The organism is Devosia sp. GW821-FHT12F11, assembly GCF_058806655.1.
Window position 1 is genome coordinate 509,364 of record NZ_JBXAPX010000001.1, and the last position, 14,980, is coordinate 524,343.

The 14,980-nt window shown below is 64.4% G+C and carries 18 protein-coding genes; 10 read left to right on the plus strand and 8 right to left on the minus strand.

What is annotated here, in order from left to right; translation table 11 throughout:
- Positions 1-75: 75 nt before the first annotated feature.
- Positions 76-1,305 carry an epoxide hydrolase family protein gene (locus AC1ROK_RS02595; protein ID WP_492843532.1) on the plus strand — a complete coding sequence of 410 codons (1,230 nt, stop codon included), beginning with the start codon at positions 76-78 and terminating at the stop codon, positions 1,303-1,305.
- 211 nt (positions 1,306-1,516) lie between these two features.
- Here AC1ROK_RS02595 and AC1ROK_RS02600 read toward each other — a convergent pair whose 3' ends face one another.
- From AC1ROK_RS02600 to AC1ROK_RS02610, 3 genes are read right to left on the minus strand one after another with little or no spacing between them, the layout of a single operon-like run.
- The gene (locus AC1ROK_RS02600; protein ID WP_492843534.1) at positions 1,517-2,140 is read right to left on the minus strand and encodes a DUF1294 domain-containing protein; all 624 of its coding nucleotides are present in this window, start codon (positions 2,138-2,140) and stop codon (positions 1,517-1,519) included.
- A 2-nt stretch (positions 2,141-2,142) separates the two neighbouring features.
- Positions 2,143-2,700 carry a DinB family protein gene (locus tag AC1ROK_RS02605; protein ID WP_492843536.1) on the minus strand — a complete coding sequence of 186 codons (558 nt, stop codon included), beginning with the start codon at positions 2,698-2,700 and terminating at the stop codon, positions 2,143-2,145.
- On the minus strand, positions 2,697-3,563 hold the full coding sequence (locus tag AC1ROK_RS02610; protein ID WP_492843538.1) for a helix-turn-helix domain-containing protein: 867 nt from the start codon (positions 3,561-3,563) through the stop codon (positions 2,697-2,699). The genes AC1ROK_RS02605 and AC1ROK_RS02610 overlap by 4 nt, the downstream gene beginning before the upstream one ends.
- Before the next feature lie 168 nt (positions 3,564-3,731).
- On the opposite strand from AC1ROK_RS02610, the gene AC1ROK_RS02615 reads away from it, so the two are divergent.
- The 6 genes from AC1ROK_RS02615 to AC1ROK_RS02640 all read left to right on the plus strand — a co-directional run bounded on the left by AC1ROK_RS02615 (position 3,732) and on the right by AC1ROK_RS02640 (position 8,331).
- A complete protein-coding gene (locus AC1ROK_RS02615) occupies positions 3,732-4,682 on the plus strand; it encodes a phytanoyl-CoA dioxygenase family protein (protein ID WP_492844665.1) in 951 nt (316 codons plus the stop codon).
- 93 nt (positions 4,683-4,775) lie between these two features.
- Positions 4,776-4,892, plus strand: coding sequence for a helix-turn-helix domain-containing protein (locus AC1ROK_RS02620; RefSeq protein WP_492843540.1), 117 nt, complete (start codon positions 4,776-4,778; stop codon positions 4,890-4,892).
- 53 nt (positions 4,893-4,945) lie between these two features.
- The gene (locus AC1ROK_RS02625; protein WP_492843542.1) at positions 4,946-5,860 is read left to right on the plus strand and encodes a phosphotriesterase family protein; all 915 of its coding nucleotides are present in this window, start codon (positions 4,946-4,948) and stop codon (positions 5,858-5,860) included.
- A gap of 199 nt (positions 5,861-6,059) precedes the next feature.
- Entirely contained in the window at positions 6,060-7,175 is a 1,116-nt protein-coding gene (gene cfa, locus AC1ROK_RS02630; RefSeq protein ID WP_492843544.1) for a cyclopropane fatty acyl phospholipid synthase, read from the plus strand.
- A gap of 37 nt (positions 7,176-7,212) precedes the next feature.
- On the plus strand, positions 7,213-7,746 hold the full coding sequence (locus AC1ROK_RS02635; RefSeq protein ID WP_492843546.1) for a GNAT family N-acetyltransferase: 534 nt from the start codon (positions 7,213-7,215) through the stop codon (positions 7,744-7,746).
- A gap of 81 nt (positions 7,747-7,827) precedes the next feature.
- Entirely contained in the window at positions 7,828-8,331 is a 504-nt protein-coding gene (locus AC1ROK_RS02640; RefSeq protein ID WP_492843548.1) for a tetratricopeptide repeat protein, read from the plus strand.
- 144 nt (positions 8,332-8,475) lie between these two features.
- Here the strand turns inward: AC1ROK_RS02640 and AC1ROK_RS02645 are convergent, their stop codons facing one another.
- Positions 8,476-9,012, minus strand: a complete 537-nt coding sequence (locus tag AC1ROK_RS02645; RefSeq protein WP_492843550.1) for a hypothetical protein — start codon at positions 9,010-9,012, stop codon at positions 8,476-8,478.
- A 69-nt stretch (positions 9,013-9,081) separates the two neighbouring features.
- Here AC1ROK_RS02645 and AC1ROK_RS02650 point away from each other — a divergent pair, with 69 nt between their 5' ends.
- Positions 9,082-9,585 carry a hypothetical protein gene (locus tag AC1ROK_RS02650; RefSeq protein ID WP_492843552.1) on the plus strand — a complete coding sequence of 168 codons (504 nt, stop codon included), beginning with the start codon at positions 9,082-9,084 and terminating at the stop codon, positions 9,583-9,585.
- Positions 9,586-9,641: 56 nt separating this feature from the next.
- On the opposite strand, the gene AC1ROK_RS02655 is transcribed toward AC1ROK_RS02650, so the two are convergent.
- The 3 genes from AC1ROK_RS02655 to AC1ROK_RS02665 all read right to left on the minus strand — a co-directional run bounded on the left by AC1ROK_RS02655 (position 9,642) and on the right by AC1ROK_RS02665 (position 11,587).
- A complete protein-coding gene (locus AC1ROK_RS02655) occupies positions 9,642-10,049 on the minus strand; it encodes a hypothetical protein (RefSeq protein ID WP_492843554.1) in 408 nt (135 codons plus the stop codon).
- Between the two features lie 124 nt (positions 10,050-10,173).
- Positions 10,174-10,641: a hypothetical protein gene (locus tag AC1ROK_RS02660; protein WP_492843556.1), complete on the minus strand. Its 468-nt coding sequence runs from the start codon at positions 10,639-10,641 to the stop codon at positions 10,174-10,176.
- Between the two features lie 10 nt (positions 10,642-10,651).
- Entirely contained in the window at positions 10,652-11,587 is a 936-nt protein-coding gene (locus AC1ROK_RS02665) for a DUF4189 domain-containing protein (protein WP_492843558.1), read from the minus strand.
- Positions 11,588-11,759: 172 nt separating this feature from the next.
- Between AC1ROK_RS02665 and AC1ROK_RS02670 the strand changes: the two genes are divergently transcribed.
- A complete protein-coding gene (locus AC1ROK_RS02670; RefSeq protein WP_492843560.1) occupies positions 11,760-12,848 on the plus strand; it encodes a sensor histidine kinase in 1,089 nt (362 codons plus the stop codon).
- Complete coding sequence (locus tag AC1ROK_RS02675; protein WP_492843562.1) at positions 12,845-13,639, plus strand: LytR/AlgR family response regulator transcription factor; 795 nt, start codon at positions 12,845-12,847, stop codon at positions 13,637-13,639. The genes AC1ROK_RS02670 and AC1ROK_RS02675 overlap by 4 nt, the downstream gene beginning before the upstream one ends.
- Before the next feature lie 167 nt (positions 13,640-13,806).
- Here the strand turns inward: AC1ROK_RS02675 and AC1ROK_RS02680 are convergent, their stop codons facing one another.
- Positions 13,807-14,859, minus strand: coding sequence for a LacI family DNA-binding transcriptional regulator (locus AC1ROK_RS02680; protein ID WP_492843564.1), 1,053 nt, complete (start codon positions 14,857-14,859; stop codon positions 13,807-13,809).
- Positions 14,860-14,980: the final 121 nt, after the last annotated feature.

Here is a 14,980-nt window from a genome sequence, read left to right on the forward strand (position 1 = left end):
CCCTGTCAGCAGGATGGGCGCAAGGTCTCCTCAGACGCCGGGCCATGGTGGTTCGGCGCGAAACAGGAGCCGAAAATGACCGATCTGGATCGCAGGAGCTTGTTGAAGGCCGCAGCTGCGGCGGCAGTCGTCCCGGCGCTCGGCGCCTTGGTTTCCCATGCAACCGGAGCAGACGAAATGACCATCACCCCGTTCAAGGTTCAGGTGTCCGACGACGAGATCGCCGATCTGAAGGAACGCCTGACCATGGCGCGCTGGCCGCATGCCACCACCACCGATTGGAGCCGCGGCCAGCCGGTCGCCTTCATCAAGGAACTGGCCGACCAGTGGCTGAACCAGTTCGACTGGCGCGCCTGGGAGGCAAGGCTCAATGCCTATCCGCAGTTCCTCACCGAGATTGACGGGCAGACCATCCATTTCCTTCACATCAGGTCGAAGGAGCCCAACGCCTTCCCGCTGATTCTCACCCATGGCTGGCCCTCGAGCGTCATCGAGTTCTTCGAGGTGATCGGGCCGCTGAGCGATCCGCGCGCCCATGGGCTCGATCCGGCGCTGGCTTTCGATCTCGTCATCCCCTCGCTCCCCGGCTATGGCTGGTCGACGCCGCTGGCCGCGCCCGGCTGGGACACGGCGAAGGTCGCCAGGACCTGGGACACGCTGATGCAGCGGCTCGGCTACAGCCGCTATGGCGCGCAGGGCGGCGATGTCGGTTCGCTCGTCGGCAAGGAGCTCGGCATCCTCGCGCCGGAAGGGTTGGTCGGCACCCACCTGCAGCAGATCTTCGCCTTTCCGACCGGTGCGCCGGGCGAGATGGAGAAGCTTACCTCGTTCGAGAAGGAAGGCTTCGCCAATCTCGACGGCTTCCTCAAATACAACGGCTACCAGGACATCCAGTCCAAGCGCCCCGGCACGCTCGGCTACGGCCTCGTCGATTCGCCGATCGGTCAGCTGGCGTGGAACACCGAGCTGTTCTTCGGCTTTGAGGGGGACGGGGTGCAGTATGTCGATCGCGACCGCTACCTCGCGCATGTCTCGGTCTACTGGTTCACCGCTTCGGGCGGCTCGGCCGGCAACATCTATCTCGAGGATGCACGCTCCGGCTCGGGTTATCGCGAGACACGCAACGATACGCCGACCGGCGTTGCGGTGTTCCCATGGGATTTCCGCTCGGTCCGCAGTTTTGCCGAGCGGGCCAACAACATCGTGCACTGGACCGAAATGCCCTCGGGCGGCCACTTCGCCGCCACCGACGCGCCGGACCTCTTGGTCGAGGACATCAGGACGTTCTTCGGCAAACTGCTCTAGAAGCGCCCCCTGTCAAATGCGCCAGCCGGTGGCCACCAACCCCTCACCCGTCTCGGCCTCTCGGCCGATCCACCCTCTCCCCGACGGGGAGAGGAACAAGGGTGGCCACCGCGCTCTCCGTATTCTTTTCCCCGTCGGGGTCGCGGGACGAGGGCGTAGCCCTCGCCCGGAGGTGGTGCGTAGCGCCGGATGAGGGGAAAGCCCCCGAGCTCTAGTAAGTGAGTGTCCACCAGCCGAGGCCGAGGCTCGCCAGCACCGCAACGTGCACGATGGCGATCAGCACGGTCACCACGATGAAGCTCTGCTTGCTGGTCTTGTGGCGGAGCAGCTGCTGCGCGACGAGCCCGCCGGCAATGCCGCCGATCGCGTCGATGAGGTGAAGACTTTTCTCCGTGACCCGCCAGCGGTCCGCTTCGGCCGCCCGCTTGTCGAACCAGTAGACCGCGATGCTGACCACCCCCAGCACCAGGTATGCGATGGACAGCCAGACGGGCGCCCGACCAAGCAGGTAATCGGCGAGGGCGAGCGCCACGATGCTGCCCGCTGCCACCCCGCGCACGCCGATGCCCGGTGCGGCGGGTGTTGAGGCGGCGCCGCGGCGCCTCGCCTCGACGTTGAGCGGGTTGGCCCCGGCGATCTTTACCTGCTTGGCCGCCGGCCGTCCGTCGGTGCCGCGCCCGAGCGTGAACGACACGCGATCGCCGGTGCGGGGTCGCGTCGCGATCCGGCCGATGTCGCTGATATGGACGAAGCTGCGGCGGCCATCATCGCCGGCGATGAAGCCGAAGCCGCGCTCGTCGTTCCATTGCACCAGTTCGCCATTCTGCCGCGCCATCGCTACGCCCCGAGCTCCGCTTCGCTCCAGCCGAGCGCCGCCATGTCGTCGACCCGGTCGCGGAAATCGCTGGCGGTGAGGAACTCGTCGAGCTGCGGCGGCTGCACCGAGCTGCCCGCCAGCATGGCATGCACCTGGCCGCGGTGGTGGGTCTGGTGCATGAACAGGTGCAGCAGCAGGTCGTCGGTGCGCTCGACCTGGATGCGGCCGGTCCGATGCACCCGGGTTTCGGCGGCGAGCCGCGCATCGGTGAGGCCGGCGCAGAAGGCGAGCAGGCGTTCGTCGACGGCGAACTGCGCTGCCGTCAGCGGGCCGATGGCGTCGAACGGCTCCTCCGGATCCCAGGCCCTGGGACCCAGCGTGCCGCCTTCCAGCGCATCGACGTAGAACCAGTCGACGGTGAGGATATGGTTGAGCGTCATCTTCAGCGTCGGAAAGAAGCTCACCCGCGTCGCTTCGAACTCGCCCGGCTGCAGCCTCAGGCAGGCCGTAAGCAGCCGGTGGTTGGCGAGCCGATTATTCTGCGCCAGCTTGCGCATGATGCGGGTGGCGATGGTCATCGAGTCCTCTGGAACTGCCGGCGATACTGGCGCGGCGTCATCTGCTTTGCCGCCTTGAACTGCCGGTTGAAATTGGCAAGCGAGTCATAGCCCACGTCGGATGCGATGTGGGCGATCGGCCGATCGGTGCCGGACAGCAGTGCGCAGGCTTCGCCGATGCGCAGACGGGTCACATAGGTCGAGACCGGGCTGCGGACATGGCGCACGAACATGCGGTGCAGGCCCGAGGGCGACAGCGCCGCGATATCGGCAAGGGCGTCGAGCGGCAGTGGCTCCATATAACGCGCATGGATGACGTCAAGCACCCGGTCGATGCGCGTGCGGTCAGCCGCGTGCTGCGGCACGGCGACCATGGGGCTGGCGAGCGGGGCGGCGGCATCGTCCTCGGCGAGCCGGCGGAGGATGTCGATCAGCAGCGAAAGGCGATCGGCGGGTGCGCGAACGAACAGCTCGTCGATCATCGGGCGAACCGCCGCTGCGCCCGCATCGGAAAAGCTCAGGCCGCGTTGCGCCCGTGACAACAGGCCAGCGACTCCATGGAGTTCGGGCAGCAATGCCGTGAGCCCGGCTGCCCAGTCGGGATGGAACCACATCACCCGCGCCACGTGTGGGGCGAGAGGGTCGCGCTTGTCGCGGCTGGCCCAGGTATGCGGCAGGTTGGGCCCGATCAGCACCAGGTCGCCGTCGTCATAGTCGCCGATATGGTCGCCGATGAAGCGTTGGCCGACCGAGTTGAGCGTCAGCGTCAGCTCGAACTCGGGATGGTGGTGCCACTGAAACGGGATGGCATCGTCGAGCCGGCGGTCGAGCCAGGCCCAGGAGACACCGTCGGGCGGCATGACCTTCTCCAGAAGCGGCTTCATCGCGCGATCGGGTTCCCATCAGCGCCAGAATAGTACCAGAATTCGCCGAAGCCCGGCAACATGGACCGCCGACCCCGGCTTAGCCTCCTCGCATCGAAGCAATCCCCGAGGGGGAGGAACAGGTGGAGGCGAATTATGTCGATGGCACAGGGTTTGGCCCGCGAGGGCATGGCGGCTGGGATCAAGCGCGATTCCCATCCGACCACGCAGAAGGTCACGACCCAGCTCAAGGACATCAAGAAGACCCTGCCGCTCAGGGTGCTGAGCGAGGCGGATTTCAAGCACTGGCAGGAGCGCGGCTACGTGATTGTTCGCAATGCAGTCGACGCGGCTCATGTCGAGCGGCTCAAGGCTTTGCTTTGGGAGTTTGAGGAGAAGGACCCCAACGATCCCTCCACCTGGTACACGCCGCAGCGGCGCGACCACATCATGAAGGAACTCAACGGCACCGGCATGGTGGAGATCTACAACCACCAGTACCTGTGGGATAACCGCCAGCAGCAGCGGGTCTACGACGCCTTCGTCGATATCTGGGACATCGAGGAGCTGTGGGTATCGATCGACCGCGCCAACCTCAACCCGCCCAAGCAAGTGCCGGGTCCGAACCAGAACGGCTTCATCCACTGGGATAGCGATACCTCCCTCGACCCGCTGCCGATCGGCGTGCAGGGCGTGCTGAGCCTCGTCAAACAGGACGGCGACATCGGCGGCTTCCAGTGCATTCCCGAGCTGTTCTACGATTTCGACACCTGGGTGAAGACCCAGCCGGCCGACCGCGATCCGATGCACCCCGACACCACCGGCCTCAAGATCACCAATATCGAGATGGAGCCGGGCGACCTGATGATCTTCAATACCCTGCTTGCCCACGGGGTGCGGCCCAACCACTCGATCAACTCGGGCAACCGGGTGCGCATGGCGCAGTACATCTCGATGTTCCCAGCCAACGAGGAGGACGTGATCGAGCGGGCCGAGCGGGTGCGGCTGTGGCGCGAGCTCGACCACCCCAGGCGCGACGCCTTCCCCGGCGATCCACGCGAGTGGGAGAAAAAGCACGCCACCACGGCCAGCCTCACCGAGCTCGGCGAAAAGCTGCTGGGCCTTCGCAGCTGGGGTTGAGGCGGAGCCCAGGGACGGGCTTTCCTGGCTGAGAGTTGACGAGGCGGCAGGCGACTGTCGCCTCGTCTGTTTGTTCAGCGGCAGCCGGCCAGGTTGACCAGCGCGAAGGGCATGCGCTTCGATACGCTCGAGGCGATCTGCATCTACCTCAAGTGTGAGCCGAGGGATCTGCTGAAGTTCGTCCCCGGCACTGAGGCAGAAGAGCCGTAGAGGGTTTGCCTTTGGCTCGGCGTTCGCAGATGCTCGTCCCCGAGGAGACACCGATGAAACTGCTGCACACCACGCTCGGGCCGAAGCGGGCTGACGAGCTCGGCATGATCCTGCCGCACGAGCACGTCTTCGTCGATCTGCGCACCCCCGACCAGCCCGGCTATGCCAAAGCCGACCCAACCGAGGTGGTGCGGGTCATGGCCCCTCAGATCGAGGCGATCAAGGCGCGCGGCGTCACCGCGCTGGTCGAATGCTCGACCGGCGGAGTTGGCCTGCGCGTCGATATCGACCTCGCCGTCAGCCGGGCCACCGGCCTGCCGATCGTCGTTCCCACCGGCAACTATCGCGAGCCGTGGATCCCCGACTGGGTGCGCGATGCCAGCGAGGCCAAACTCGAGGCGCAGATGTATCGCGACCTCGCCGAGGGCGTCGGCGATACCGGGGTCAAAGCCGCCTGGATCAAGATCTCGGCCGGCGATGACGGCATCACGCCGCTGGAGGCGAAGATCCTCAGGGCTGCCGCGCGGGCGGCGCAACGCACCGGCGCGGTGATCGGCAGCCATACCATCAAGGGCCGAGTGGTGATGGACCAGCTCGATATCATCGAGGCCGAAGGCTATCGCGCCGACCGCTTCATCTCGATCCATACCCAGGAGGAGAAGGATTTCGGCCTCAACATCGCCGTGGCACAGCGCGGCGCCTGGATCGAGTACGACCATGTCGGCCGTGCCCCCGATGCGGCGGTGAGCGAGTTGATCCTGAGGGCGCTCGATGCCGATCTCGGCTCACAGCTGCTGCTCAGCCACGACCGGGGCTGGTACGACCCGGCGATTCCCGGCGGCGGCACACCGACGCCCTATACCCATTTGAGCGACGTGATGCTGCCGCTGCTGCGCACGAGCAATGTTGACGAGGCCGCCATCCGGCAGCTTACCGTGACCAACCCGTTCGCGGCGTTTTCGCGGTGACTGAGGAGCGCTTCAGGAAGAGTTGCAGACTTTTCCGGTTCGAAAGCGCGACGACAAAGGCTTTGAGCGTTCCATTGTTTCATTGAAAACGGTGGAACAATCCCGAAATCGCGAATGGCAGCATGGCGTTGCCGGGGCTTGCCCGGCAATCGGAGTAGCGCTAAAATTTCGTTAGGATCATAACTATCGAGGTTCCGCGATGAGCGCCGGGCCAAAGTCCTATTTCACTTCCATTCTCAAAGACGCAGGCATCGAACTCGGCGGCAGCCGGCCCTTCGATGTCACCGTGCATGACGATCGATTGTGGGGCCGCGCCATCAGCCACGGCACGCTCGGCTTCGGCGAAGCCTATATGGATGGCTGGTTCGATACCGATGCACTCGACCAGTTCATCTACAAGCTGCTCGAATACGACATCTACGCGCATCTGAAGCCCGATATCGGGCTGGCGCTGAGCTTCGTGCGCGGCAAGTTGCTCAACCTGCAACGCAGCCGCGTCACCGAGGTGGGCGAACGGCACTACGACATCGGCAACGACCTCTACGCCGCCATGCTCGACAAGCGGATGATCTACTCGTGCGGCTACTGGGCCGAGGCGACGACGCTCGACGCCGCGCAGGAAGCCAAGCTCGACCTGATCTGCAGGAAGGTCGGGCTGGAGCCGGGGATGAAGATCCTCGATATCGGGTCGGGCTGGGGCGGCTTTCTGAAGTTCGCCGCCGAGCGCTACGGCGTCGAGGGCGTCGGCATCACCATTTCGAAGGAGCAGGCAGCCTATGCCGAGGCGAGCAAGGGCAGCCTGCCGATCGAGACGCGGCTGATGGACTACATGGCGCTCGAGGGCCAGTTCGACCGGGTGATCTCGATCGGCATGTTCGAGCATGTCGGCTACAAGAACTATGAGGCCTATCTGCGCAAGGTCCGCTCGCTGCTCAAGCCCGACGGGCTGTTTCTGCTCCACACCATCGGCAACAATTTCTCCTCCACGCACGGCGATCCGTGGACCGAGAAGTACATCTTCCCCAACGGCATGCTGCCCTCGATCAAACAGATTGCGGCTGCCAGCGAGCGGGTCTTCGTGATGGAGGACTGGCACAATTTCGGCGCCGACTACGACAAGACGCTGATGGCCTGGTGGGCCAATTTCGATGCCGCCTGGCCCAGTCTCCGGGACAAGTATGGTGACCGCTTCTGGCGCATGTGGCGCTTCTACCTGCAGGTGTTCGCTGCCATGTTCCGTGCCCGCAACATCCAGCTGTGGCAGCTGGTGCTGAGCCCGGACGGCGTGCGCGGCGGCTATCGCCGGGTGTCCTGAGAACGGTTAAACAGGGCGGCATTGCCTGGGGAGCCAGATGCCGCCCATACTCGTTTCGCAGAACCTGACAATGCGGCCTGCGACCGCCGCAGATGTTGAGGAGCGCTACGCCCTCGGCGCCGAGCCCGACGAGAACCTGAGGCTCTATGGCGTGGAGCCGAACGGCGCGGCCTTCGGCCGTAAGGAAGCCGAGCGTTGGGTTGGCGCTCTCATCGAACATCCCCATGCCTGGATCATCGAGGCCGCGTCGCTACTCGGCTCGGTTCGGCTCGACCGGGTGGACCTGGTCGACAAGCGCGCCTCGCTCGCCATCGGCCTGCTGCGGCTCGAGGATCAGGGGCGCGGCCTCGGCACCGAGGCGGTGCGCCGGGTGCTCGAATATGGCTTTGACGAGCTCGGCCTGCACCGCGTTTCGCTGCGCGTTCTCGCCGGCAACAGCCGGGCCATCCGGTGCTACGAGAAATGCGGCTTTCAAGTCGAGGGCAGGGAACGCGAGACGGTGTTCCTCGATGGCGCCTGGCGTGACGACCTGATCATGGGGCTGCTCAGCCGCGAACTCCCAAGGGAATAAACCCGGGTCCCCGGTGTTCTCCCATCAGCCACCCAATGCGGTGGCTAGGGGGAGCATGGCCAAATGGAGACCCAGATGCCATTGAAATTGCTCACGAAGACTCTGACTGTGCTGGCCGGCGCGACGCTCGTCGCCGGCATGCTGGCCGCGGCGCCGGTGCTCGCCGTGGATGGCGGTGGCGGGGGTGGCAGCTACAGCAGCAGCTCCGATGGCGGCTCGCGCAGTGTGAGCGGACCATCGTTGAACGACGCGCGGGCGCTGATCCGTGCCCAGAAATGGAAATCGGCCGCGAGCATGCTGAAGCAGATCGTCCGCGCCGACCCGCGCAATGCTGAGGCCAACAACCTGCTCGGCTATTCGCTGCGCAAGACCGGCGACTACAAGAACGCCCAGGGCTTCTACCTCAAGGCGCTGAAGCTCGACCCGCGGCACAAGGGCGCCACCGAGTACCTGGGTGAGCTCTATGTCGAGATCGGCCAGCTGGCGAAAGCCAACAAGCAACTGGCGACCCTCGAGCAGCTGTGCGGCAACACGAGTTGCAGGGAATACCAGACGCTGGCGAAGTTCATCGCCACCAAGAGCTGAGGTAGCTCAGCAGTTGCCGGCGTCGGGGACCGATGCCGGCAACCATGCATCGATCGCTGCGGCGACGCCCGTGAACCCGTGGCGAGGCTCGCGCCTGCTCCACTCACGGCAGGCGGCCTTGCGGGTGCGTCGCCTTCACGAATGCTAAGGGCGCGGCCGGTTGCAATGTGCCACGAAAGCCGAGATCGCTTTTGCGCCTCCAAGGCTGCCCGCCATATCGGTTTCGTGTCCGCCGGCGGTCATGCGAAGCCAACCATTGGTGGCAAAGGCCTCGATGAACGAGGAATCGCCGGCGATGCCGTTCGATGTGAAGGACGGCATTTCATCTTGATCGGTCTTACCGGCGAGTTGCAGCGTCTGATTGCCCGAAACCAGCGTGATCTCGGTCAGATCGTCGGGGACGCCGGCGATCCCGGCGAAGATGCGCCCACTGCCCTCCTCGCAGGAGAAGTTCAGCGGCTGATCGTCGGTATCGGCTACCTCATAGGCGAGGATCGCCGGCCGCGTTCGACCCTCCTCGTCAATCCGGATCGCCCAGTCATAGCCGCTTGTCGGGTTCGGCACCGGGCTTTGGGCCGCTGCACCGACCTGTGATCCAAGCAAAATCAAACCGCAGACTGGCACGAAGTATTTGCGCATAATGACCTTTTCGGCAATCTTGTTGGCGGACGACACGTTCACGGGCAACCCCTGCGTTTGCCTGCAGTATCTTGCAGTTCGGCCCAACTCTCCAGCTTCTCCCGGAGTACCATGCGTATCATCAGCATTCTTTCCGCTCTCCTCTCGCTGGCCTTGCTGACGACCGTCCCGGCCTCCGCCAACCCGAAGCAGGCCGCGCCCGATCTCGGCGCCTACGTCGGCAAGTATGTTTTCGATAAGGTACAGGGCGTGGGCTTTCTTGATCATCCCGCGGTGCGGGCCGCGATCGAGGCTGCCGCCCCTGCGGGCTCGGTGCGCGACCAGATGTATGTTACCGATGCGGTCACCACGCCTGTCATCAAGGTGGGGCAGCGGCTCTATGTCCGCAGTTACGACGCGGCTAGCGGCGGCGACGTCAACTGGGGCATCCTGATCGCCATCGATGGCAGCAAGGCCGCGCTCTGCTATTCGGAGGGCGTCGAGCAGGATGTGCGTGGCGCTGACTGGTATGCCGAAGGCGAAAAGGCCTTCACCCTCTTTCTCATGTGCCCCTCCGAAGCCGGAGAGATCGAGGAAACCCTCGGTGATTGGCCGATCGGCGCCATCCCGGGCTGACCCAGGAGGCGTCGTTCCCGCTGGCTCGGACCAGTTTCCCGCCGCACCGCGGCGGCTCATTGATAGCTCCACTCGACAACTGCCAGATCCGATTGGCCGCCGCGCAGCTCCCAGCGGGTGTAGTCGCCATAGGTGACGACCTGCACCTTCCTGCCGGAGGGCTCATGGACGAAGTACATGCTGCAATAGCCGTCGCCCGAACAGGACTCGAGCTCGGGCAACTGCCTGCAGATGTTGGTGTCGTCCTTCGGACCACCGGGGCGGCCATAGACATTGCCATCGCATTGCGGATCGACGAGCGGTGTCCAGTTCGCACCGAGTAAGGCGGTGCGGAACTGCAGGTAATTCATCTGCTCGTCGACGATGCCGTCGAGTTGTCCCGTTTCGAGCGACTGGGCTGCGACGGCGCTTGTCGCGGCAAACCCGAACAGGACGACGTAGCGGAACGGACGGAAACGGATCATTGATTGCTTCTCCTGGTGGTGTGTCGGCGTGCGGCGGCACCCGACCGCGCGAGACCTGAAATCTCCGGATCGACGGCACGGACGCCGCCATTGGCGAAACCCGCACGTGCGATAGCGCCATCCCTCATTCCCCCTTCGTCAGTGCCCACTCTCGCACCAGGCCGCTCGCTCGGCTCAGCCACGTCTGGGCAGCGTCGGGCTGACGAAAGTTGCAGCCGAAATCGAAACGCAGCGAGCTTGTCCGATCGCCGCGTTGCCAGCTCAGCGCTCCGCTCCCCTGGTCCGTGACCGCTCCGTCGCAGGGCAATTCGCGCAACCCCTCGAGCGGCTGCAATATCGCGCGGATGCGCTCGAAGCCTTCCGGTCCGGCGTTGAACTGGCCTTCCGCCTCGATCGGGACAGCCGTGCGGTAAGACCCGCGCCCAGAGCGATCGATCGACCATTCGGTACGACCGCCGCTCCAACCATTGCCGGTGCCGATATAGGAGATCCGGTCAGGCGTCACGGCGGACGAGGAGTCTCGGGGCGCCTGTTGTGAGCCGGTCGTGCTGGCCAACGTCAGTGCGAGCAAGAATGCGAGAGCCGAGCTCATTGAGCCGCGCCTAGCGCGTCGTCTTGCCTGTATCGAAATCATGCACGAACAGCCCCGCCTTGCGGCTGTCGAACAGCGCCTGCAGATCGCAGCTGGCGCTCTGCTGTTTCTTGCAGTTCGTTTGCGCCGCTTGCTTGGCGCGCCGGGCCGACGTTTCGGTGGTGGCGCTGTCGTTGTTGCCGTCCAGGCGATACGCCTGGATGAAGCCGTTGCCGGTCAGCGCGTTGGTTTCGCATGGCAGCGATGTGGCCTCGCTGCACGCAGCGATCGCCGCGGCACTCGCGGCGTCGGCACTGCGGTAGCCACTCGCAACGTAGAGTTTGGCGTTATAGCCGTCAGCAGCGCCACCGACGACCCATGCGGACGCGGCGAAATACTTGCGCGCCTTGGCGCCAGGAAAACGTTGGTTGGTGCTGGCGCGGATCGTTGCGAAAACCTCGCACGGCAGCAGCTGCTTGGCCGAGCATTCGGCCATCACCTGGTCGCGATCGGCTCCGCCCTCACCAAGCCAGCCCCTGTAGAAATATCCCTCTTTGTCGCGGATGATCACGATCGATGAGTTCGACCACGTTCCGGCCGACGTACAGCCACCGCCCATCACCCTGTTGCACGCATCGAGCGCGCCTTGCTCGCCGATATTGTTCGCGCCGCTGTAATTGCCGTCGACCCAGACATCGGCGGCGTCGACATGCCAGGCGATCGCCGCAAAGCTGCCATCGCTGGGCGTCTCGGGTTGCTCCGGCGCTCCGCCGCTGTCATCGCGAGCGCATAGCGGTGTCGGGGGGACGCCGGGGCCGTTAGGCGCCATCCCCACCAGTCGCTCACCCGGCCCGGGACCGTTGCAGGGATAGTGCTGCGCCTCAGCCGACGTCAGCGACAGGCACCAGACAAGTGCGATCAGGAGCATTTGCCCAACCCAGCGCATATCGCCGAAACGCTTCATCATGTTCATCCTGTGGTGTTGAGATAACAGGCGATCATCGGATCTCCCGTCCCGAAAGAAGATTTCGGCGACCGGCTGCGATCCCGCTCTCAGTGGCGCGAGAAATCTGCGAACGGCTTCTGATCGCGATGAGCGGCACTCGACTTGGCGACGCAATATGCAAATAAGTCATGCGATGAGTGCCGATGGCCAAAGCGTGTTGAACCAGGACGCAGATGCGCGGATCGAACTGCGCCGGATGACCCGTCAGCTCGGGGCAGTCTACTGGGCCTCGGTCTTCCTGATCACCAGCCTGCTCTGGCACTTTGTCGGCGTCGACGCCTGGGTATCGGCGCCGGGAAAGCTGGTCTGGATCGCCGCCAGCATCGCCATCACCTTCGCCATTTCGGCGCTGCTGCTGCGCTGGCGCAATCTGTCCTTCCTGCACAAGGCCATCTTGTGCTTCGTCCTCACGCTGCTCTGCGCACCCTTTTCCGCCAGCATCGATTTCCTCATCGCATCCTGGTATTTGTGGCCGCAGAAGCCGGCATTCGCGCCACGCGATTTTGTCTATAGCCTGATCGAAAACAGCTCATTCTTCTTTGGCTGGGCGTGCCTCTATGTGGCGATGCTCTACAGCCACGAAGTGCGCCAGCAGGAACAGCGGCTTGCGGCGATCCGGGAGGAGGCGCTGAGAGCGCAGATGCGGGCGCTGCGCTATCAGATCAATCCGCATTTCCTGTTCAACACCTTCAACTCCATTGCCGCGCTGATCGAAGAAGGCATGCCGAACGAAGCCAAGCGGATGGTCGTCGTCCTGTCGGAATTTCTGCGGACGACGCTGACGCTCGATCCGCTCAGCGATGTTCGGCTTGATCGGGAACTGGCGCTGCAGCAGGACTATCTGGCGATCGAACGCGAACGCTTTTCCGATCGGCTGAATGTCGCAGTCGATGTTCCCGTCCAACTGAACGGCGCACTCGTGCCCAGCCTGATCCTGCAGCCTCTCGTCGAGAATGCGATCAAGCACGGTGTGCGGCACGCGCTGGCCCCGATGGTGATTCGCATCGAAGCCACGACGGTCGATGAAGACCTTAGGTTGGTGGTCACCAACGATGTCGCACCCGATCACGGAACGGCGGAATCTCCCTCGACGGGGATCGGGCTGGCCAATGTGAACGAGCGGTTGGCCGCCCGGTTCGGCGCCCGGGGGCGCTGCACTGCTGGCTATGACTACAAGGGGAGGTGGGAGGCGGTAGTCGAGCTGCCGCTGCGCTACAAATGAGCGGCTTTTCGGTCCTGATTATCGACGACGAGCCGCTCGCGCGCGGCCGCATCCGGCGCGCCCTGGCAGCAATGGCGGACATCCATATCGTCGGCGAAGCGGCAAATCTCGACGAGGCCGCGATGCTGATCGAGCGATTGCACCCCGACATCGTCACGCTCGATATTCAACTGCCGGGTGGTACCGGCTTCGACCTGCTGGAACGGCTTGGTCCTGCGGCGCCGGCGACGATATTCGTGACCGCCTTCGACCATCAGGCCCAGCGCGCTTTCGACGCACATGCCATCGACTATGTGACCAAGCCGCTCGAACCGGCGCGTCTGCAGCTGGCGGTCGAACGGGCCTGCGCCCGGCTGCGGGCCAGCTCAAACGAGGAGCGGGTCAGCGAGCTTCAGGAGATGGTCCGGTCGCTGCGGCGCGCACTGCAGCAGACTGAAGGTGCCGGGCCGGATTTCTGGGTGCGTTCGCGCGGCGATTATCGGCGCCTTTCCCTGCACAACGTCACGCACATCGTTGCCGAGCGCGACTATGTCCGCATCTTCAGCGACGGAGAAAGCCACCTGCATCAGGAGAGCCTGGCATCGCTGGAACGGCGACTGCCATCCAAAATCTTCCTGCGTATTCACCGTGGTGCGATTATCCGCAGGGACGCTATCGTTCGCTTGCGGACCGCGCAGTTCTCGACATTGATCGTGGAACTGGTCGGCGGCAGCGAAGTACGTGTTGGGCGAACCTACGCCGCCAGAATGCGTGCAGAACTGGCGCGCGGCATGCCGCCGCACGTGCGCTGAAGCGGCAGGCTTTTGCTTGGTCCAGCGGCCCGCACAAGGTTCATGCACGCCTATCGGGGAGCGTTTGACCTCGTTTGAAGCCAACGTCCGACTTGGGCTGCTATTGGCACTTGCATGGCCGGACGGGAGTGCCTCAACAAACCGGACCCGGCCAACCGATCCCGCGCTCAGCCTCCAGTGCCGGCGATTTGCGTCTCCCCGAGCGCCGCGGCACTGGATCGCCGGGCGACCACCAGGCATTTGAGGATCCGCCGCTCGGTTTCGCTGCCCTTGCCCTGCACCAGCTGATCCAGCATGTCGGCCCCCTGCCAGCCCAGGTCGTAATAGGGTAGGGCCACCGTCGTCAGCTCGGGTTTGAGCCCGAGCGACACCGTCCGGAAATCGTCAAAGCCGACGATGGTGATGTCGTCGGGCACGCGCAGGCCGAGGGACAGCGCGGCCAGGTAAGCCTGCAGCGCCATTTCATCATTGCCGCAGACCAGCGCCGTCGGACGATTGGGCATCGACAGGATGTCGAGGGCCTCCCGATAGACGTAGTTGGTCTCGCGACCGACCGGTCCTTCCATCCCCAGGCGGATGATGAGGTCATCTTGCGGGATGCCACCGGCCTGTGCCGCAGCAAGGAAGGCGTCGAGCCGCTGATTGGCCCCGAGGAGGAGCGGGTTCAGCCGGATGTAGCCGATGCGGCGATGTCCAAGCGCGATCAGGTGCCGGGTAAGGTCATAGGACCCGCCGTAATCATCCGGCTCGATCGATGGATAGGCATAGCCATCCTCGGGATGCGAGTTGACCAGCACCGTCGGGATCGACACCTCGCCCGCCGCCGGCACCACCACGCGGTGATACATCGCGACGTAGAGCACGCCGTCGATGCGGTGCGCCTTGAAGGTGCGCCAGACATTGGCCTCTCGCGCCTGGTCGCCATCGGTGTTCGCCAGCAGCACCGTACGGCCATTGGCACCGGCCCAATCCTGGACGCCCCGGACGATGTCGCCGGAATAGGGCGTCGTCGAAATGAAGTCGGTGATGATGCCGATGATGTTGGTGCGGTTCGAGCGGATACTGCGCGCCGCGAGGTTCGGGATGTACCCGAGATCGGCAATCGCCAGCTGCACCTTCTCGATCGTGTCAGCGGTGACGTTCGGTTCACCGTTGACCACGCGGGACACGGTTTTGTCCGAGACGCCCGCCACCCGAGCGACATCCTTGATGCTGACCATCCGTCCTCCCCCACACGCGCCGGCAACTCTATCGGCACGGCAAGTGCGCCGCAACCGACAACGTCGACATTAGATATGTCGACGATGTCATTTCAATTGACGACGTCGACATTACTGCATA